18 protein-coding genes and 1 other RNA gene are annotated in these 20096 nt (G+C 65.7%); 12 read left to right on the plus strand and 7 right to left on the minus strand.

The window, feature by feature from the left end; translation table 11 throughout:
• The first annotated feature begins 12 nt into the window (after positions 1-12).
• The 7 genes from AC1ZV1_RS01635 to AC1ZV1_RS01665 all read left to right on the plus strand — a co-directional run bounded on the left by AC1ZV1_RS01635 (position 13) and on the right by AC1ZV1_RS01665 (position 8450).
• Positions 13-1131 carry an ABC transporter ATP-binding protein gene (locus tag AC1ZV1_RS01635; protein ID WP_484295247.1) on the plus strand — a complete coding sequence of 373 codons (1119 nt, stop codon included), beginning with the start codon at positions 13-15 and terminating at the stop codon, positions 1129-1131.
• 12 nt (positions 1132-1143) lie between these two features.
• The gene (locus AC1ZV1_RS01640) at positions 1144-2070 is read left to right on the plus strand and encodes an ABC transporter permease (RefSeq protein ID WP_484295248.1); all 927 of its coding nucleotides are present in this window, start codon (positions 1144-1146) and stop codon (positions 2068-2070) included.
• Positions 2070-2876: an ABC transporter permease gene (locus AC1ZV1_RS01645; protein WP_484297685.1), complete on the plus strand. Its 807-nt coding sequence runs from the start codon at positions 2070-2072 to the stop codon at positions 2874-2876. Before AC1ZV1_RS01640 ends, AC1ZV1_RS01645 begins: the two co-directional genes overlap by 1 nt.
• Positions 2877-2936: 60 nt before the next feature.
• A complete protein-coding gene (locus AC1ZV1_RS01650; RefSeq protein ID WP_484297686.1) occupies positions 2937-3932 on the plus strand; it encodes an ABC transporter substrate-binding protein in 996 nt (331 codons plus the stop codon).
• Positions 3933-4107: 175 nt separating this feature from the next.
• A complete protein-coding gene (locus AC1ZV1_RS01655) occupies positions 4108-5568 on the plus strand; it encodes an amidase (RefSeq protein WP_484295249.1) in 1461 nt (486 codons plus the stop codon).
• A gap of 29 nt (positions 5569-5597) precedes the next feature.
• Complete coding sequence (locus AC1ZV1_RS01660) at positions 5598-6917, plus strand: malonyl-CoA decarboxylase (protein WP_484295250.1); 1320 nt, start codon at positions 5598-5600, stop codon at positions 6915-6917.
• 9 nt (positions 6918-6926) lie between these two features.
• Complete coding sequence (locus tag AC1ZV1_RS01665) at positions 6927-8450, plus strand: malonate--CoA ligase (protein WP_484295251.1); 1524 nt, start codon at positions 6927-6929, stop codon at positions 8448-8450.
• Between the two features lie 609 nt (positions 8451-9059).
• On the opposite strand, the gene AC1ZV1_RS01670 is transcribed toward AC1ZV1_RS01665, so the two are convergent.
• Positions 9060-10037, minus strand: a complete 978-nt coding sequence (locus AC1ZV1_RS01670; protein WP_484295252.1) for an NADPH:quinone oxidoreductase family protein — start codon at positions 10035-10037, stop codon at positions 9060-9062.
• A 163-nt stretch (positions 10038-10200) separates the two neighbouring features.
• Here AC1ZV1_RS01670 and AC1ZV1_RS01675 point away from each other — a divergent pair, with 163 nt between their 5' ends.
• From AC1ZV1_RS01675 to AC1ZV1_RS01690, 4 genes are all read left to right on the plus strand, one after another.
• Positions 10201-10608, plus strand: a complete 408-nt coding sequence (locus tag AC1ZV1_RS01675; RefSeq protein WP_484295253.1) for a flagellar basal body-associated protein FliL — start codon at positions 10201-10203, stop codon at positions 10606-10608.
• 221 nt (positions 10609-10829) lie between these two features.
• Complete coding sequence (locus AC1ZV1_RS01680) at positions 10830-11903, plus strand: HlyD family secretion protein (RefSeq protein WP_484295254.1); 1074 nt, start codon at positions 10830-10832, stop codon at positions 11901-11903.
• Positions 11900-14635 (plus strand): ribosome-associated ATPase/putative transporter RbbA, encoded by a 2736-nt coding sequence (gene rbbA / locus AC1ZV1_RS01685; protein WP_484295255.1) that lies wholly within the window; start codon positions 11900-11902, stop codon positions 14633-14635. Before AC1ZV1_RS01680 ends, rbbA begins: the two co-directional genes overlap by 4 nt.
• 1 nt (position 14636) lies before the next feature.
• Entirely contained in the window at positions 14637-15761 is a 1125-nt protein-coding gene (locus tag AC1ZV1_RS01690) for an ABC transporter permease (RefSeq protein ID WP_484295256.1), read from the plus strand.
• Between the two features lie 36 nt (positions 15762-15797).
• Here AC1ZV1_RS01690 and AC1ZV1_RS01695 read toward each other — a convergent pair whose 3' ends face one another.
• Both AC1ZV1_RS01695 and AC1ZV1_RS01700 read right to left on the minus strand, forming a co-directional pair.
• Positions 15798-17657 carry a sensor domain-containing diguanylate cyclase gene (locus tag AC1ZV1_RS01695; protein ID WP_484295258.1) on the minus strand — a complete coding sequence of 620 codons (1860 nt, stop codon included), beginning with the start codon at positions 17655-17657 and terminating at the stop codon, positions 15798-15800.
• A gap of 44 nt (positions 17658-17701) precedes the next feature.
• The gene (locus tag AC1ZV1_RS01700; protein ID WP_484295259.1) at positions 17702-18163 is read right to left on the minus strand and encodes an EVE domain-containing protein; all 462 of its coding nucleotides are present in this window, start codon (positions 18161-18163) and stop codon (positions 17702-17704) included.
• Positions 18164-18472: 309 nt separating this feature from the next.
• Here AC1ZV1_RS01700 and AC1ZV1_RS01705 point away from each other — a divergent pair, with 309 nt between their 5' ends.
• Positions 18473-18607: a hypothetical protein gene (locus tag AC1ZV1_RS01705; RefSeq protein ID WP_128082560.1), complete on the plus strand. Its 135-nt coding sequence runs from the start codon at positions 18473-18475 to the stop codon at positions 18605-18607.
• Positions 18608-18644: 37 nt separating this feature from the next.
• On the opposite strand, the gene AC1ZV1_RS01710 is transcribed toward AC1ZV1_RS01705, so the two are convergent.
• From AC1ZV1_RS01710 to AC1ZV1_RS01725, 4 genes are all read right to left on the minus strand, one after another.
• Positions 18645-19274: a 5-formyltetrahydrofolate cyclo-ligase gene (locus AC1ZV1_RS01710; RefSeq protein ID WP_484295260.1), complete on the minus strand. Its 630-nt coding sequence runs from the start codon at positions 19272-19274 to the stop codon at positions 18645-18647.
• A 9-nt stretch (positions 19275-19283) separates the two neighbouring features.
• A non-coding RNA gene (gene ssrS / locus AC1ZV1_RS01715) (6S RNA) lies at positions 19284-19462 on the minus strand.
• A 31-nt stretch (positions 19463-19493) separates the two neighbouring features.
• A complete protein-coding gene (locus AC1ZV1_RS01720; RefSeq protein ID WP_484295261.1) occupies positions 19494-19823 on the minus strand; it encodes a cell division protein ZapA in 330 nt (109 codons plus the stop codon).
• Positions 19820-20029: a TIGR02449 family protein gene (locus AC1ZV1_RS01725; RefSeq protein ID WP_017521390.1), complete on the minus strand. Its 210-nt coding sequence runs from the start codon at positions 20027-20029 to the stop codon at positions 19820-19822. The genes AC1ZV1_RS01720 and AC1ZV1_RS01725 overlap by 4 nt, the downstream gene beginning before the upstream one ends.
• Positions 20030-20096 lie beyond the last annotated feature (67 nt).

Genomic DNA, 20096 nt, shown 5'->3' on the forward strand with positions numbered 1-20096 from the left:
GGAGGTTTCACCATGAATGCCCTGCACAGCCTGCAGACGGCGGCGGTCTCTATCCGCTCCGTGCGCAAGGTCTACGGCGACCCGGCCAGCGGTCCCGTCGCGCTCAAATGCGTCGACCTGGACATCCGCGACAACGAGTTCTTCACCCTGCTCGGCCCTTCGGGCTGCGGCAAGACCACCCTGCTGCGGATGATCGCCGGCTTCGAGTTCCCCACCTCCGGGGAAATCCAGCTCTACGGCGAGAACATCGCCGACCGGCCGCCCTTCGAGCGCCCGGTGAACACCGTGTTCCAGCACTACGCACTGTTCCCGCACATGACCATCGCCGAGAACCTGGCCTTCGGCCTGGAATCCCACCCGATGGGCCAGCGCATGAGCAAGGTGCAGGTCGTCGAGCGCGTCCGCGAGATGCTTGCCCTGGTGCAGATGGAACGCTTCGCCCAGCGCAAGCCGACCCAGCTCTCCGGTGGCCAGCAACAGCGCGTCGCCCTGGCCCGCGCGCTGGCGCCGCATCCCAAGGTGCTGCTGCTCGACGAGCCGCTGTCGGCGCTCGACCTCAAGTTGCGCCAGGCCATGCGCGAAGAGCTCAAGGCGATCCAGTCCAAGACCGGCATCACCTTCATCTTCGTCACCCATGACCAGGAAGAAGCCCTGACCATGTCCGACCGCATCGCCGTGCTCTCCGAGGGCGAGGTGCAGCAGGTCGGCCGTCCGGACGACATCTACGAACACCCGCGCAACCGCTTCGTCGCCGACTTCATTGGCGAGACCAACTTCCTCCCGGCCCGTGTCGAGAACGTCACCGGCGACTGCGCGCACTACCGTCTTCCCGGCGACCAGCTGATCGAGGCCCAGGCCCGCGAAGGCCTCAAGGTCGGCGCCGAGGTCACCCTGTCGATCCGTCCCGAGCGCCTGCAACTGGTGGCCGAGGACACGTTGGCGGCCACGCCGTGCAGCGTGGTCCAGCAGATCTACCTGGGCACCGACCTGCAGTACCAGGTCAGTCTTGCCGATGGCACCCGCCTGACCGTCCGCGCGCCCAACAGCGCCGGCCAGCGTGGGCGCCTGGCAGCCGGGCAACGCGCCGGGCTGCTGTTCGAGAAAGGTAGCGCCAGCGTCCTGGTGGACTGAGCGGGGGTGAACATGAAGCAGTTATCCACAAGCTCCGGCAATTCGCTGGAGCGGCGCCAGGCGCTGCGCAGCTTCCTCGGCGTATCGCCGGCGCTGGTCTCCATCGGGCTGTTCCTGATCGTGCCGATCGTCATCGTGGTCGGTTACTCGCTGATGCAGGCCAACCCCTATGGCGGGGTGAACCCGCACTTCAGCATCGACGCCTATGTCTCGCTGCTGTTCGAGCGCCAGCTCGACGACAGCCTGGCCTTCGCCGACTCCTACGTGATGATCGCGCTGCGCTCCATCGGCATTGCCGCGGCGACCACTGTCATCACCCTGCTGGTGGGCTTCCCGGTGGCGGTGTGGCTGGCGATGCAGCCGGCGCACCGTCGCGGCCTGCTGATCTTCCTGATCACCGTGCCGTTCTGGGCCAACCTGCTGATCCGCACCTACGCCTGGATCCTGCTGCTGCGCGGTACCGGTGTGGTCAACGGCACGCTGATGAGCCTCGGCATCATTCACCAGCCGTTGAACATGCTCTACACCGACGGTGCCGTGCTGCTGGGCCTGGTCTACACCTACGCGCCCTTCGTGGTGCTGCCGATCTACGCCACCCTCGAGAAGATGGACATGCGCCTGCTGGAGGCCGCCCAGGATCTCTACGCGGGACGCATCCGCACGCTGCGCAAGGTCGTCCTGCCGATCGCCCGCCCGGGCATCCTGGCCGGCGCCATCCTCACCTTCGTGCCCTGCCTGGGCGCGATGATCGCCCCCGAACTGCTCGGCGGCGGCACCAAGATGATGCTTGGCAACCTGATCTTCCGGCAGTTCAGCGACTCGCGGAACTGGCCCTTCGGTGCAGCGCTGTCGCTGGTACTGATGGGCGCCGTGATGCTGGTGCTGATGTTCTACGCGATGCGCGCCGAACGCCTGCGCATCGCCCAGGGAGGTGAATGATGCTCTCGCTGCTGACCAAACGCCGTCTGGGTGTGCAGGATTTCCGTGGCTTCGGAGCCCTGAGCTTGCTGTTCTACCTGTACCTCTACGCGCCCATCGTGGTGCTGGTGGTGCTCTCGTTCAACGCCAACCAGTCCGCCACCGTGTGGACCGGCTTCAGCCTCGACTGGTACCGCAGCGCCTTCGCCAACCAGGCGCTGCGGCAGGCCGCCGGCAACAGCCTGCTGATCGCCGTGTGCGCCAGCGTGATCGCCACCGCGATCGCTACCCTGGCTGCACTGGGTACCTCGCGCGGGGCCAAGTTCAAGGGCCTGCGCCTGTCCATGGGGGCGATCATGCTGCCGCTGGTGCTGCCCGAGATTGTCGTCGGCGTCGCCACCCTGGCGCTGTTCTCCACCCTCGGCCTGTCGCTGGGCTACGGCAACCTGATCATCGCCCACACGGTGTTCTGCATCCCGTTCGCCTACCTGCCGATCCGTGCCCGCCTGAACGACATGGACCTGTCCCTGGAACAGGCCGCCGCGGACCTCTACGCAGGGCCCTGGCGGACCTTCCGCAAGGTGACCCTGCCGTTGCTGATGCCGGGGATTTTCTCCGGGGTGATGCTGGCCTTCATCGTTTCGCTGGATAACTTCGTGATCTCGATGATGGTCTCCCAGGCTGGCACCACCACCTTGCCGATCTTCATCTTCGGCCTGCTGCGCATGGGCGTGACGCCCGATGTGAACGCGGTGTCGACCCTGATCCTCGGCGTTTCCGTGCTGTTCGTAACCCTGTCCTACCTGCTCGGCAAGAAGAAGGCCTGAGCCCACATACCGGAGTAGAAGATGAGCAAACTGATCGCTGCTGTAGGGGCCTCGCTGGCCATGGGTCTGGTGGCCAACGTGCACGCCGCCGAACAACTGAACGTGGTGAGCTGGAGTGGCTATTTCACGCCACAGATCCTCGAGAAATTCGAGAAGGAAACCGGCATCAAGGTGACCGTGGATTCCTACGACTCCAACGAAACCCTGCTGGCCAAACTCAAGCAGGGCGGCACGGGTTACGACGTGGCCATTCCGTCGCACCAGTTCGTACCGATCCTGATCCAGGAGAAGTTGCTGGAGCGCTTCGACCCGGCCAGCCAGCCCTACTACGCCAACGTCGAAGACAACCTGAAGAAGCCCACCTGGGACCCGGAAGGCGCTTATGCCGTGCCCTTCATCTGGGGCACCACCAGCGTGGTGCTGGACAGCGCCAAGTACAGCGGCCCGGCCGACAGCTACTCGGTACTGTTCACCCCGCCGGCGGAGCTGCAGGGCAAGATCAACATGTTCGATTCGGCGAGCGAGGTGATCGATACCGCCAGCCTCTACCTGGGCATCCCGCTGTGCAGCGAAGACCCCAAGCAGATGCAACAGGTGCTGACCCTGTTGAAGAACCAGAAGCCCTTCGTGAAGACCTACAGCTCCAAGGCCGGCTCGATCCGCGAGAACCTGGCCTCGGGCGAAGTCGACATGTCGATGTTCTGGGGCGGCTCGTCGATGCGCGCGCGTGAGATGAAGTCCAGCCTGAAGTACCTCTACCCGAAAGAGGGCGTGATGGCCTGGGTGGACAATCTGGTGATCCCTGCCGGCGCCAAGCACCCGGAGAACGCGAAGAAGTTCATCGCCTTCCTCAGCCAGCCGGAAAACTCGGCGATGACCCAGAACTTCCTCAAGCACCAGAGCCCGATCAAGGGCGTGGAACCCTTCCTCGACGCCAGCCTGAAGGATGCGCCGGAACTGCACATCCCCGAGGGCACCAAGGTGGTGTTCAGCAAGACCTGCGGCGAAGGCGCGATCCGCCTGGCCGACCGTATCTGGACCAACCTGATGCGCTGATCCCCGACCGGGGACGTCTCAGACCGACGCTGCTCGCGTCCACCTGGGTGGGCGTGCCGGCAGCGTGCGGCCCGGCGAACGCGCTACTCGATACAAGCCCCATCCGCTGATGGGGTCGTTGAACCCGACTGAACCTTCCCATCGCGGAAGCCCTGATGAAAAAAGGCCTCGTTCCATGAGCCAGAAGAACAAGCACAACGAACTCGTCCAGCTCCAGGCCCACGAACTGGCCCAGCGCATCCGCCTGCGCCAGGTTTCCTGCCGTGAAGTGATGCAGGCGCACCTCGACCAGATCGAGCGTTTCAACCCGGCGGTGAACGCCATCGTCAGCCAGCAACCGGACGATCTCCTGCTGGCCGAAGCCGACCAGCGCGACGCCGAACTGGCCCGTGGCGAGTACCGAGGCTGGATGCACGGCCTGCCCCACGCGGTGAAGGACCTGTCGCTGACTCGGGGCATCCGCACCACCCTCGGTTCGCCGCTGTTCCGCGACTACCTGCCCGAGCGCGACGGCATCATGGTCGAGCGCATCAAGGCGGCCGGGGCGATCATCATCGGCAAGACCAACACCCCCGAATTCGGCCTCGGCTCCCACAGCTACAACCCGATCTTCGGTGCCACCGGCTGCGCCTACGCGCCCGAACGCACCGCCGGCGGCAGCAGCGGTGGCGCGGCGGCGGCCCTGGCGCTGCAGATGGTCCCGGTGGCCGACGGCAGCGACATGATGGGCTCGCTGCGCAACCCGGCGGCCTTCAACAACATCGTCGGTTTCCGTCCGTCCCAGGGCCGCGTGCCCTTTGACGACAGCGCCGACCTGTTCATCGACCAGCTCGGCTACGAAGGCCCCATGGGCCGCAGCGTGCGCGACGTGGCGCTGCTGCTGTCGGTACAGGCCGGCGGTGATGCCCGTGCCCCGCTGTCCATTGCCGAGAGCGGCGAGCAATTCGCCGGCAAGCTGGAGCGTGACTTCAAGGGCGCGCGCCTTGGCTGGCTGGGCGACCTGGGGGGTCACTTGCCCATGGAGAAGGGCGTGCTGGAGCTGTGCCGCCAATCCTTCGCCGACTTCGAAGCCATCGGCTGCCACGTCGAGGAGACCGCCATGGGCTTTTCGCCGGAACGCCTGTGGGACACCTGGCGCACCCTGCGTCACTGGATGGTCGCCGGCTCCCTGGGCGCGGCCTACACCGACCCGACCAAGCGCGAGCTGCTCAAGCCCGAGGCGATCTGGGAAGTGGAGAACGGCCTGAAGCTCTCCGCCATGGACGTGTTTCGCGCCTCCGCCGCGCGCAGCGACTGGTACCGTGCGATCAGCCAGCTGTTCGAGCGCTACGACTACCTGCTGCTGCCCAGCGCCCAGGTCTTCCCGTTCGACAAGACCTGGGACTGGCCAAAGGAAATCGCCGGCAAGGCCATGGACACCTACCACCGCTGGATGGAAGTGGTGATCCCGGCCACCCTGTCCGGTTGCCCGGCGGCCAACGTGCCGGTGGGCTTCAATGAGCAGGGCTTGCCCATGGGCCTGCAGATCATCGGCAAGCACCAGGCCGACATGGCCGTGCTGCAGCTGGCCCACGCCTACGAGCAGGCCTCGCGCTGGTATCAGCGCTGCCCGCCGCCCATGCTGGCGGGGGATTGATTCAACTGTCCACACGCTGAGGGGGACGCATGAACATCAGCTTCTTCCAGGAACTGCTGCAGAGCATCACCGAGCGCGGCCGGCAACTGCTGGAATCGCGCGAGCCGGCGCCGGGCAATGCCCAGGCGCTGGCGCAGGCTTGCCACAAGCTGATCTCCAGCCACGGCGAAGCCTCGGGCGTGGCCCTGGCGCAGCAGGTCCTGTGCGCCTATCGGGACTGTCCGCAGGAGCAGCAGAAAGCCTTCTTCGACACCCTGCTGACGGACTTCGCGCCGCCCCACGAGGCGCTGGCCGAGGCCTGCCAGCGCTACCTCGACGACCCGTCGTCGGCTAACACCACGATGTTGTTCCAGGCCAGCGAGCCGCCGCGCCAGGAGCTCTTCCGTCGCCTCAACCAGGCGCCCGGCGGCACTGCCGAACTGATCGCCATGCGCCGCCTGCTGCTGCAGGAATTGAAAGCCAGGCCGGAGCTGGCGGCGGTGGACCACGACCTGCAGCACCTGCTGGCCTCCTGGTTCAACCGGGGCTTCCTGGTACTGCGCCGGATCGACTGGTCGACGCCGGCGTCGATCCTGGAAAAGATCATCAAGTACGAGGCCGTCCACGCCATCAAGGACTGGGACGACCTGCGCAGCCGCCTGCAGCCGGCCGACCGCCGCTGCTTCGCCTTCTTCCACCCGGCCCTGGCCGACGAGCCACTGATCTTCGTCGAGGTGGCGCTGACCCGCTCCATGCCTGGTGCGATTGCAGAGATTCTGGAGGGCAAGCCCGCTAGTGACTCGGCAGACGAGCCTGACACCGCGGTGTTCTATTCCATCAGCAACTGCCAGGACGGCCTGCGCGGTATTTCCTTCGGCAACTTCCTGATCAAGCAGGTGGTGGAGGAGCTGGCGCGGGAGATTCCCGGCCTGCGCCAGTTCGTCACCCTGTCGCCGGTGCCTGGCTTCCGCCGCTGGCTCGACAGCCTGGGCGAGGACCCGCAACTGGGCGCGGCCGCCGCCGACCTGCTCAAGGCGCTCAAGCCCGACACTGCGCCGCCGCCGCGCACGGAGCAGCCGATGCTGGCGCTGGCGGCCGAGTACTTCCTGCATGCCCGCAATGGCGCGGGATTTCCGTTGGACCCGGTGGCGCGCTTCCACCTGGGCAATGGCGCACGCCTGGAACGCCTGAACTGGCGCGGCGACCTTTCCAGCAGCGGTCTGCGCCAGTCCGCCGGGCTGATGGTCAATTACCGCTACGAACTGCGCCAGATCGAAAAGAACCACGAAGCCTACGCCAACCAGGGCGCGGTCACCGCCTCACCCGAGGTGCGCAAGCTGGCCACCCTGTCGGCGAAAACAAAACGCTAGGACCTCACCATGAACCAGAGCCTTTTCGCCGAAGTCGGCAAACACCTGCCCAGCGACCTGTCCAAACCCTTCATCCGTACCCCGGACGGCGGCGGCTACAGCTACGCCGACATGCTGCGCAGCACCTCGCAGTTCGCCCATGCGCTGGTGGAACTCGGCGTGCAGCCGGGCGACCGTGTCGCCGTGCAGGTCGACAAGAGCCCCGAGACGGTCATGCTGTACCTCGCCGTGCTGCGTGTCGGCGCGGTCTACCTGCCGCTCAACAGTGGCTACACCGGCGAGGAGCTGCGCTACTTCCTCGACGACGCCGAGCCCTCGCTGTTTGTCTGCGCCCCGGCCTTCGAGGCCCAGGCCCGCGAGCTGGCGAATGTCAGCGGCGTGGCCCACGTGGAGACCCTGGGCGACGCCGGCGACGGCTCGCTGATGGCCAAGGTGCACGGCAAGCCGGGGCGCTTCGCCGACGTCGAGCGTGCCGCTTCCGATCTCGCCGCGATCCTCTACACCTCCGGCACCACCGGGCGCTCCAAGGGCGCGATGATCAGCCACGGCAACCTGGTCTCCAATGCTCGTGCGCTGGTGGATGCCTGGCGGATCACCGAGCAGGACTGGCTGCTCCACGCACTGCCGATCTTCCACATCCACGGCCTGTTCGTGGCTTGCAACAGCCTGCTGATGGCCGGCGGCTCGATGCTCTTCCTGAGCAAGTTCGACGCGGCGCAGATGCTCAAGCTGCTGCCCCAGGTGAACCTGCTGATGGGCGTGCCAACCTTCTACACTCGCCTGCTCGACCAGCCGGGCCTGACCCGCGAGGCGGTGGCGCACATGCGCCTGTTCATCTCCGGCTCCGCGCCGCTCACCGCCGAGACCCACAAGGCATTCTCCGAGCGCACCGGCATGGCCATCCTCGAGCGCTACGGCATGACCGAGACCGGCATGAACACCTCCAACCCGCTGGACGGCCAGCGCATCGCCGGTACCGTGGGCTTCCCGCTGCCGGGTGTCGAGCTGCGCATCACCGACCCGGGCCAGGCCGAGCCGACCCTGCTGCCCCAGGGCGAGCCGGGGATGATCGAAGTGCGCGGGCCGAACGTGTTCCAGGGTTACTGGCGCATGCCGGAGAAGACCGCCGAGGAGCTGCGCGCGGACGGTTACTTCATGACCGGCGACATCGGCTTCGTCGACGGCAAGGGCTACGTGCAGATCGTCGGCCGCAACAAGGACATGATCATCAGCGGCGGCTTCAACGTGTATCCCAAGGAACTGGAGGAAATCCTCGACACCCTGCCGGGCGTCGCCGAGTCGGCGGTGATCGGCGTGCCGCACCCGGACTTCGGTGAGGGCGTGACCGCCGTGCTGGTGGCCAGCAAGGGTCAGGCGCCGAGCGAGGCGCAGGTGCTCGCGGCCCTCGATGGCAAGCTGGCGCGCTTCAAGCAGCCCAAGCGGGTGATGGTGGTCGACGCGCTGCCGCGCAACGTGATGGGCAAGGTGCAGAAGAATGTGCTGCGTGAGCAGTTCAAGGCGCTGTATTCCTGAACCTTCGGAGAAAGAAGAAGCCCCGCTGACGCGGGGCTTTTTGCTTTTCTAGGGGCGGAGCCTCTCCGCGAAATCAGCTCCTACTGGAGATATCAGGTGCTTCGGGCTCGCGTAGGAGCGGACTTCGTCCGCGACGTGTTTGCCTTGCGCCGGGCTTTCCCGCGTCGCGCGGGCGTACGCGCAGGCTTCTTGTTTCGCCCCCTCGGGCGAGTCACTTCTTCCAAACGTCGGAAGGCCGCCCCCAAAGAAGTAACCAAGAAGGCTTGCCCCGGACATCCGGTTTTTCGCTTGGGGCGAAAAATACCCTCGTTGAAGCGGAGTTTCAGGGGCACGCCACGACGGGCCATCCCTGGCCCATCGTGGCTCTCGCGACATTTATGTCGCTCAACCCCTGAAACTCCGCCTCAACGAGGCCTCCTGAACGGGGCGCTTCGGCGTGCGTGGATGTTTCTCTGGAAATCTTTTTAAAGCCAAAACCAAAGCCGGCGAGATGGGGCTTTCGTAGGAGCGAACTTGCTCGCGAATCGCCCAACGCCGGATTCCCCTGTAGGCGTGATGGAATGAAAAAAGCCCCGCTTGAGCGGGGCTATTTGTGTCGCCGGAACGCTATCAGCGAACAGTCACCACTACCTTGCCCACCGCCTTGCGCTGGCCCAGGTGGTTGATCGCATCGGCCGCCTGCTCCAGCGGATAGGTCTGGGACACCAGCGGCTTGATCCTGCCTTCGGCGAACCAGGCGAACAGCTGCTGGAAGTTCGCCGCGTTGTCCTGCGGCTGACGCTGGGCGAAGGAGCCCCAGAACACGCCGACCAGGGAGGCGCCCTTGAGCAGGGTGAGGTTGGCCGGCAGCGACGGGATGGTGCCGCTGGCGAAACCGACCACCAGCATGCGGCCGTTCCAGGCGATGGAGCGGAAGGCTTCCTCGAACAGGTCGCCGCCCACCGGGTCGTAGATCACGTCCACGCCCTGGCCGCCGGTGATTTCCTTGAGCTTGTCCTTCAGGCTGCCTTCGCTGTAGTTGATCAACACGTCGGCGCCGGCGGCCTTGGCCACTTCCAGCTTGGCTTCGCTGCTGGCGGCGGCGATGACCTTCGCGCCCATGGCCTTGCCGATCTCAACGGCTGCCAGGCCCACGCCACCGGAGGCCCCGAGCACCAGCAGGGTCTCGCCCGGCTGCAGGTTGGCGCGTTGCTTGAGCGCGTGCATGGAGGTGCCGTAGGTCATGCCGAAGGCGGCGGCGCTGGCGAAGTCCATGCCGTCGGGGATCGGCATCACGCTGTAGCCGGGTACCGCCACTTCTTCGGCGAAGCTGCCCCAGCCGGTCAGCGCCATCACGCGGTCGCCGGGCTTCACGTGGCTGACCTTCTCACCGACGGCGCCGACCACGCCGGCGGCCTCGCCACCCGGAGAGAACGGGAAGGGCGGCTTGAACTGGTACTTGCCCTCGATGATCAGGGTATCGGGGAAGTTCACCCCGGCGGCGTGAACCTGCAACAGGACTTCGTTCTTCTTCGGCTCGGGGCTGGCGATGTCTTCCAGCACCAGGGTTTCGGCGGGGCCGAAGGCTTTGCACAGCACGGCTTTCATGAGGACGTACTCCGTTGGAGGTTCTTCTTTGTGAGTAGAGGGCCAGTGTAGGAGCGCAGGCACAGGGGGCAAATGACCATGGCCTGGGCTTATGCCCCGATATAGCTTGGGCGTCGGCGCGAGTGTGGCTATCCTTTCCGACATTGAATCCGGAGACATCGCCTTGAGAGCTTTCCTCGCCCTGTTGCTGGTCCTTTCCTTCAGTCCCTTCGTTGTCGCCGAAGAAGAGGCCAAGGCCGAAGACGCCAACAAGCCTGTATTTGTCGACCTCACCCCCGCGCTGGTGGGCAACTACGGCAGCGGTCCGCGCCTGAAGTATTTCAAGGCCGACATCGCGCTGAAGGTCACCGGCAAGGAGGCCTCCGAGAAGGTGGAGCACCACGAGCCGCTGATCCGCAACCAGTTGGTGATGCTGTTCGCCCAACAGACCGACGACTCCCTCGGCAGCGTCGACGGCAAGGAGAAGCTGCGCCAGGAAGCCCTCAAGCAGGTGCAGACCGCGCTGCAGCAGGAAGAGGGCAAGCCGCTGGTGGACGATCTGTTGTTCAACAACCTGATCGTCCAGCCCTGATGGCCCTGGCCGGCCCGCCTTCATGAGCACGACTCATGCAGGCGGCGTGGCATCCGGCTGCGGCTCCACGCCGCAACACCGGGCTGAAAGTCCCGTCCCACAAGGCGCGTAGGAAAATTCCTCGCCCCGCCTGACCTGAATCAAGCCCCATTTGCCGCCGGTCGCCGACTATCCCTTCATGATTCGCTCGAATTCGAGCGTCTGGACAAGGGGATACTCGGATGACAGGAAACGCAAAAAGCTGGCGCACCCGCGGTCTCGCGGTGCTGGTGGTGGCTGTGCTCGCCGCGCTGGCCTGGCAGACATTCAAGCCGACCGGCCTGGGAGAAGGCTTTGCCAGCGGCAATGGTCGCATCGAGGCCACCGAGGTCGACGTGGCGACCAAGCTGGCTGGCCGCGTGGCAGAAATCCTGGTGGACGAGGGCGACTTCGTGAAGGCCGGCGATGTGGTGGCGAAGATGGACACCCAGGTGCTCCAGGCCCAGCTCGCCCAGGCCCAGGCGGAAGTGCGCCGGGCGCAGAACGCCCAGCTCACCGCCGAATCCCTGGTGGCGCAGCGCACCAGCGAGAAGTCCACCGCCGAAGCCGTAGTCGCCCAGCGCCAGGCGGAACTGACTGCTGCGCAGAAGCGCTTCACCCGCACCGAACAGCTGGTCAAGCGCAACGCCCTGCCGCAACAGCAACTGGATGACGACCGCGCCGCCATGCAGAGCGCCCAGGCGGCGCTGGCCGCGGCGCGTTCCCAGGTGGTCTCGGCACAGGCCGGCATTTCCGCCGCGCGCTCCCAGGTGATCGAGGCACAGTCAGCCATCGAGGCTGCCACCGCGAGCACCGTGCGCCTGCAGGCGGACATCGATGACAGCCTGCTCAAGGCCCCACGCAACGGCCGCGTGCAGTATCGCGTGGCGCAGCCGGGCGAGGTGTTGGCGGCCGGCGGCAAGCTGCTCAATATGGTTGACCTGGCCGACGTCTACATGACCTTCTTCCTGCCCTCCGCACAGGCCGGCAAGGTCGAGTTGGGCCAGGAAGTGCACCTGGTGATCGATGCCGTGCCGGAGTACGTGATCCCGGCAAAAGTCTCCTATGTTGCCAGCGTCGCGCAGTTCACGCCCAAGACCGTGGAGACCGCCAACGAGCGCGAGAAGCTGATGTTCCGCGTCAAGGCGCGTCTCGACCCGGGCCTGCTGGAGAAGTACATCACCTACGTGAAGACCGGCGTGCCGGGCATGGCCTACCTGCGTCTCGACCCGCAGGTGCAGTGGCCGGCTGACCTGCAGATCAAGGTCCCGCAATGAGTGCCGCCGACTGCGTGGCCCGTCTGGCTGGCGTCTCGCTGCGCTACGGCGAGACCCGCGCAGTGGACGACGTCACCCTGGAGATTCCGGCCAACCGCATGGTCGGCCTGATCGGCCCGGATGGCGTCGGCAAGTCCAGCCTGCTGGCGTTGCTGGCCGGCGCGCGGAAGATGCAGGACGGCGAGATCCAGGTGCTCGGCGGCGACATGCGCGACGTCCGTCACCGCCGCGCGGTGTGCCCGCGCATCGCCTACATGCCGCAGGGGCTGGGCAAGAACCTCTACCCCACGCTCTCGGTGTTCGAGAACGTCGACTTCTTCGGCCGCCTGTTCGGCCATGACAAGGCCGAGCGCGAGCGGCGCATCGCCGACCTGCTGCACAGCACGGGCCTTGCGCCCTTCGCCGAGCGCCCGGCGGGCAAGCTCTCCGGCGGCATGAAGCAGAAGCTCGGGCTGTGCTGTGCGCTGATCCACGACCCCGACCTGCTGATCCTCGACGAGCCCACCACCGGCGTCGACCCGCTGTCGCGCAACCAGTTCTGGGAACTGATCGCGCGCATCCGCGCCGGTCGCGAAGGCATGAGCGTGCTGGTGGCCACCGCCTACATGGAGGAGGCCGAACGCTTCGATCACCTGGTGGCGATGGACGAGGGCAAGGTCCTCGCCACCGGCACGCCCGCCGAGCTGCGCGAGCACACCGGCACGCAGAGCCTCGAAGAGGCCTTCATTGCGCTGCTGCCGGAGAGCAAGCGCGCCGGCCACCACAAGCTGCTCATCCCACCTCGGCCGCAGAATGATGGCGCGCCGCAGATCGCCATCGAGGCCGAGGGGCTGACCTGCCGCTTCGGTGATTTCGTCGCGGTGGACCACGTCAGCTTCCGCATCGAGCGCGGGGAAATCTTCGGCTTCCTCGGCTCCAACGGCTGCGGCAAGTCCACCACCATGAAGATGCTCACCGGCCTGTTGCCGGCCAGCGAAGGCACCTGTGCGCTGTTCGGCCAGCCAGTGAACGCCGACGACATGGCGACGCGCCGCCGCGTCGGTTACATGTCCCAGGCCTTCTCGCTGTATGCCGAGCTGACGGTGCTGCAGAACCTCGAACTTCACGCCAAGCTGTTCCATATCCCGCATGAGCAGATCGGCCCGCGCGTCGCGGAAATGCTCCAGCGCTTCGACCTGGGCAAGGTCAAGGACGAGATGCCCGACAGCCTGCCGCTGGGCATCCGCCAGCGCCTGTCGCTGGCCGTGGCGGTCATCCACAAGCCGGAAATCCTGATCCTCGACGAGCCCACCTCGGGCGTCGACCCGGTCGCCCGCGACGGCTTCTGGGAGCTGATGGTGGAGCTGTCGCGCAACGACGGCGTAACCATCTTCATCTCCACCCACTTCATGAACGAGGCAGAGCGCTGCGACCGCATCTCGCTGATGCACGCCGGCAAGGTGCTCGACAGCGACACCCCGCAGGGCCTGATCGACAAGCGCGGCCTGCCGACCCTGGAAGCCACCTTCATCGCCTACCTGGAAGAAGCCGCCGGCAGCGCGCCGGTGCCGGACGCCACACCCGCTCCTGAGGCGCCGGCCGAACCGGGTCGCTACAAGGGCAGCGACCGCTTCAGTTGGCTGCGCCTGTTCAGCTACGCGCGTCGCGAAGCGATGGAGCTGCGCCGCGACCCGATCCGCCTGACCCTGGCGCTGGTAGGTACCGCGCTGCTGATGTTCATCATCGGCTACGGCATCAACATGGACGTCGAGGATCTCACCTACGCGGTGCTCGACCGCGACCAGACCACCACCAGCCAGGCCTATGCGCTGAACATTGCCGGCTCGCGCTACTTCATCGAGAAGGCACCGATCCAGAATCCCGACGAGCTCGAACGGCGCCTGCGCAGCGGCGACATCAGCCTGGCGGTGGAGATTCCGCCGAACTTCGGCCGCGACCTCAAGCGCGGCGCCGACCCGGCCATCGGCGTGTGGATCGACGGCGCCATGCCGACCCGCGCCAACACCGTGCTCGGTTACGTACAGGGGCTGCATGCCAGCTACCTCGCCGACCTCGCGCGGCAGAACGGCAACGCCGCCGCCAGTGCCGCGGCGAGTACCGAAGTGCGCTTCCGCTACAACCCGGACGTGGAGAGCCTCAAGGCCATGGTGCCGGCGGTGATCCCGCTGCTGCTGATCATGATCCCGGCGATGCTCACCGCGCTGGGCGTGGTGCGCGAGAAGGAGCTGGGCTCGATCACCAACCTCTATGTCACCCCGGTCACGCGCCTGGAGTTCCTGCTCGGCAAGCAACTGCCCTACATCGGCATGGGCATGATCAACTTCGTGCTGATGCTGGCCATGGCCGTGCTGCTGTTCCAGGTGCCGCTCAAGGGCAGTTTCCTGGCGCTGCTGGTGGGGGCGTTCCTCTACGTGGTGACCAGCACCGGGCTCGGCCTGCTGCTCTCGACCTTCATGAAGAGCCAGATCGCCGCGGTGTTCGGCACTGCCATTGCCACCATGATCCCGGCCATCCAGTTTTCCGGGCTGATCCACCCGGTGTCGTCGCTCGAGGGCGCGGCAGCGGTGATCGGCAAGCTCTACCCGACCTCGCACTTCCTGATCGTCAGCCGTGGCGCCTTCTCCAAGGCGCTGGGCTTCGCCGACCTCTGGGTCTACTACCTGCCGTTGATGGCCATGGTGGTGGTGCTGACGCTACTCAGCGTGGCCTGCCTGAAGAAGCAGGAGGTCTGAGATGAACAAGCTGGCGAACATCTTCAACCTTGGCATCAAGGAATTCCGCAGCCTGGGCCGCGATTACGCGATGCTGATCCTGATCACCTGGGCCTTCACCCTGGGCGTCTACAGCTCGGCCACCGGCGTGCCGGAAACCCTGCACCACGCGCCCATCGCCATCGTCGACGAGGACCAGTCGCAGCTCTCGTCGCGCATCGTCAACGCGTTCCAGCCGCCCTATTTCCGTGTCCCGCAGATGATTGGCCATGCCGAGATGGACCGCGGCATGGACGTCGGTCTGTACACCTTCACCCTGGACATCCCGCCGGACTTCCAGCGCGACGTGCTGGCCGGGCGGCAGCCGGCGATCCAGGTCAATGTCGATGCGACGCAGACCGGCCAGGCGTTCTCCGGCGCCGGCTATATCCAGAACATCGTCGGCACCGAGGTGCGCGAGTTCGTCAGCCGCTACCGCGCCGAAGCGGCGATGCCGGCTGAGCTGGCGGTGCGCATGGAGTTCAACCCGAACCTGACCCAGGCCTGGTTCGGCGCGGTGATGGAGGTGATCAACCAGATCACCATGCTGTCGATCATCCTCACCGGCGCCGCGCTGATCCGCGAACGCGAGCACGGCACGGTGGAGCATCTGCTGGTGATGCCACTGACCGCCTTCGAGATCATGATGGCCAAGGTCTGGTCCATGGGCACCGTGGTGCTGGTGGCGGCGGCGATCTCGCTGCAGCTGGTGGTTCGCGGCTGGCTGGATGTACCCATCAGCGGCTCGGTGGGACTGTTCCTGCTGGGTGCTGCGTTGCACCTGTTCGCCACGACGTCCATGGGCATTTTCCTCGGCACCGTGGCGCGCTCGATGCCGCAGCTGGGTCTGCTGGTGATCCTCACCCTGATGCCGCTGCAGATTCTCTCCGGTGGCACCACGCCGCGCGAGAGCATGCCCGAGCTGGTGCAGCACATCATGCTGGCGGCACCGACTACTCACTTCGTCAGCCTGGCCCAGGCGATCCTCTATCGCGGTGCGGACCTGTCCATCGTCTGGCCGCAGTTGCTGGCCATCGTGGGGATCGGCGCGGCGTTCTTCTTCGGCGCCCTGTGGCGCTTCCGCCGGACCATCGGGCAGATGGCCTGACCGGCTTCTGCTCCTACAGCCGAGGCGCGGGATGTTTCAGGAAGGCGTGCGCTCGGTCGTATCCACCGGCCACACGCAGGTCTGGTTCCGTCCCCTGTGCTTGGCCGCGTACAGCGCCTGGTCGGCCTGGGCGATCAGTTGGTCCGGCTCGGCGTCCTGTCCCGGCGTGGCGATGGCCAGGCCGATGCTCACCGTCAGTCGACCCAGCTCCCCGGCCGGGTGCGCGATGCCCAGCTCGGCCACGCGCTGGTGGATGCGCGCCGCGACATGGCCGGCGCCGTCCAGCCCGGTGTCGGTGAGGATGATGACGAACTCTTCGCCGCCGTAGCGGCATGCCACGTCGCCCTCGCGCTGCAGGGACTCCTGCAGGCAACTGGCGAGACGCCGTAGTGCGTCGTCGCCGGCCAGGTGTCCGAGACAGTCGTTGAAACGCTTGAAGTGGTCGACATCGAGCATGAGCACTGCCAGGGGGGCATCGGCCCGGCGCAGGCGCCGCCATTCGCTCTGCAACTGGCGATCGAAGTAGCGGCGGTTGAACAGTCCGGTGAGACCGTCCTGCTGGGAGAGCTTATGCAGCTGTGCCTCCAGTTGCAGGCGCTCGCTGTTGTCGCGGGCCACGGCGATCAGGTAGTCGCGGTCGCCCTGGTGGATCAGCTGGGTGTTGATCTCCGCCGGTTGCAGGCTGCCATCTCGGCGCTGCATCTCGCGCTGGAAGATCATCGACAGGTTCAGCCGGTGCGCCTGCTGCACCAGCTGGATCCAGGCGTGGAAGCCGGGGATCAGGCGCTCCGGATCGTCGCGCAGCAGGTGACGGAATTCCTCCGCGCTATAGCCCAGGCTGTGGTACGTGGCGCGGTTCATGTGCAGCAGTTCGCGCTGTTGCAGGTCGAAGATGAACAGCGCGTCACGGCTGGAGTCGGTGAGGTCCAGCGCCAGTTGCAGGCGCTCACGGCTGTCACGCAGGTTCGCCTCGACGGACTGCCGCTGTTCTGCCTCCTGATTGAGCAACTGGTTGCTGGCGCTCAGGGCGGTGGCGCGGCGGGCATTTTCGCGGGCGAGGAACAGCGCTGCCACCAGCAGCAGGCTGATGACCACGCCGCCACTGAACACCACCATCGGCAACGGCGTGGACAGCGATTGCACCAGCGTCGAGGTGGGACTCAGCTCCAGCTCGAAGCTGCGGTTGTTGAGCAGGCGCAGCGGCACCCGCAAGGTCTGTTCGGCATCACCGGCGGGTTGGTCGCGCACGTAGAGCGGCTTGCCGTGCTCCAGCAGGCGCACGCTGAACAGGTGGTTGTCCGCCTGTTTGAGCAGGTTGTCCATCAGCGGGCCGACGCGGAAGACGCCCTGCATGAAACCGTCGAACTGCAGCTGGTTGTCGGTATCGCGGATGTACACCGGTGTGTAGAGCACGAAGCCGCGTCCGCCCTGGACCAGCTCGACGCTATCACTCAGGCGCGGTTTGCCACTGTCGCGCGCGGACATCGCCGTCGCGTAGTTGGGGTGCTGGTCGGTGAGACGGAAGTTCAGAGCCGCCTCGTTGCCCTGCAGGGGTTCCAGCCAGCGGATGCGCAGGTCGGGGCCGGACCATTGGATCGACTGGTAACCGGGGAAGCTGCGCACGTAGAAACGTGCGTCCAGCTCCCATTCGGGGCGGGGCATGCGGCCATGGTGGGTCCACAGCTGGGCCAGCAGGTCCAGGCCCTGGACCTGCTCGTGGAGGTTGGCTTCCAGTTGATGCGCCAGGCTGCGCCCCTGGTAGGTCAGGCGTTCCTGCACGCGTTGCCGTTCGCTGCTCGCCAGCTCCTGGCCCAGCCAGGCGCTGGCGAGCAGGAGCACGCAGAGCAGACCACCAAGCCCGAGGTAAGTGGCTAACGAGGACTGAATGCGGTGCATGCGGCGAATTCCGGGGGCTTCAGTAACCTAATAGCACAGTGCCTCTACTTATGCGCCAGGCCGACGACGATTGCCCACTGTTCGGCGGTGACCGGCATCACCGACAGGCGGCTGCCCTTCTGCACCAGCGGCATCTCCTCCAGCCCAGCCTGGGCCTTGAGGGTTCCCAGCGGCAGGACCGACGTGAACGCTTCGACGAACGCCACGTCGCGGGCCGTCCAGGGATTCTTCTCGTCGCTGGCCTTGGGGTCGTGGTAGTGGCTCGTGGGGTCGAGCGCGGTCGGATCGGGGTAGGGCTCGCCCTCGATCCGGGCAATGCCGGCGATGCCCGGTTCGGGACAACTGGAGTGGTAGAAGAAGAACAGGTCGCCCGGTTGCATGCTGCGCATGAAGTTGCGCGCCTGGTAGTTGCGCACGCCGTCCCAGCGCGCGGTCTCCAGGCGCTGCAGGTCGTGGATCGACAGTTCGTCGGGCTCGGATTTCATCAGCCAGTAAGCGCGTGCCATCCGCGAGGGTCTCCTTGTGCGTGGCGGGGTGGGATCTTTTTAACTCAGGGTAGGCTTTTCCCTGCGACAAGCTGCCGGCTCGCCGGAAACAAATTGCAGGAAGAAGATGGAGAGACACCGGCATGAACATTGCCTGACAGTGCCGGACGTTTTTGGGGCGACCGCTCCTCCGACGATCGGTTGGCGTCAGAATTGCGAGAAGCTTTTCATTGTCGGAGAATGCCGCCGTTTTTAGCTTGGCCTGCCGGACGGATAAAAAAACCACCGCCGGCCATCGTTGACAGTTTGCCTGGAAGGGGGAGGCAATCGATGAAACGCAAGCCTGATCTTTTGTGGGTGTTGGTAATACTTTTCGGTCTGGGTGTCGTCACTACCGGTTACACCCAGAGCCTGTGGGAACAACGCCAGGGCAACGCCCCGGTGCAGGTTACCCAGCAGCCCTGATCCCGTTGCTATGAATCAGCGACTGCTTCCGCCACGGTTATCGCAGGGAACGCGATTCCGTCGCGAGACGGCCATACCAGCCGCCGTCCGTCACGATGCCCGTCAGCGGCACATCCCAGCTCGCCAGCTCCAGCCGATCGACCTTCTGGCACTCGTGCGCCAGGCCCAGTAGCGTCGGTTTCTGCCAATTTTTGCGCATTACCAGGTACGCCAGGGTCCGATCGTAGAATCCCTTGCCCATCCCCAGGCGGCCGCCTTGCGGATCAAAACCGACCAGCGGTAGCAGCAGCAGGTCCAGGGCCCAGGCCGGTCGCTGGCGCCGACGGTCGGCCTGCGGCTCGGCGATGTTGAAGCGATTACGCACCCAGCGTTCGCCAATGCCCACCTGCTGGAAGGTCATGTGCGTGCGTGGCCAGTCCGAGAGCACCGGCAGATAGGTTGCCTTGCCGCGCTTCTGCGCCGCCTTCATCAGCGGGCGCGGGTCGATTTCGCCGTCAGCCGGCAGGTACAGGGCGATGTGCTTCGCCCGGCGGAACAGCGGGTGCTGCGCGAGCTGGCGATACAGGGCCTGGGCGGCGAGGCGTTGTTGCAGGGGCGTAAGCGCGCGTCTGGCCTGGCGCAACTGGCGGCGCAGGGCAGGGCGGGAGAGGCCGTCGGAAGGAATCATGGAAGGGTAAAGCTCCCCGGACATGCCGCTGTCGGGTTAGCCCTTGAACCCGAGAGTTCAAGGTGGTGGTTGCAGTAGGCTTTAAGGCTTTCCGTCGTGCGGACATGCACACCAGCCCAACTGGCAACCCCCGTTGTTGCAATTATCGGCTCAGGGACATCACCGACTGGCAAACACACCAGGGAGCGAGGCGATTATACCCCAAGGAAATTTCCCTGGTCAGACTTCACCCTGGTCCTTATCGGTGGTAAGGGTGTCGGTTGTCAGGGCGCGATCCACACGCTCGAGCAGTTCGCGCACGCGGTCGCGGGTGGAGCTGCTGTCGTGGTCCACGCGTTCCTGCTTGTGCAGCAGGTCGTGGGTGATGTTCAGGGCGGCCATCACCGCGACGCGGTCGGCACCGATCACTTTGCCGCTGGAACGGATCTCGCGCATCTTGCTGTCCAGATAGCGCGCGGCGCTTTCCAGGTTGACGCGCTCGTCCGGAGGGCAGGTGATGCAGTACTCCTTGTCGAGGATTTGGACGTTCAGGGTGTTCGACTGGCTCATGAGTCCTGCTCCAGGGCTTTAAGACGCAAAATCATCGCTTCGACCTTCTGCCGAGCCAAATCGTTCTTCTCGATCAGATGGGCGCGTTCTTCCCGCCAGCTTTTCTCGTTCGCCCGCAGCAGCCGGTTCTCGGCCTTGAGCTGTTCCAGGCGCTGGAGCAGCAGGTCGAACTTGGCGATCAGCGCGTGCAGGTCGGCGTCTTCCATGGGCTCTCGCTTGGGAGTTGCTTAAGTAATCGAGAACTATATAGGACTGCCGTGGGGGTGGGTCAAC

This window comes from Pseudomonas sp. BB438 (genome assembly GCF_057180225.1).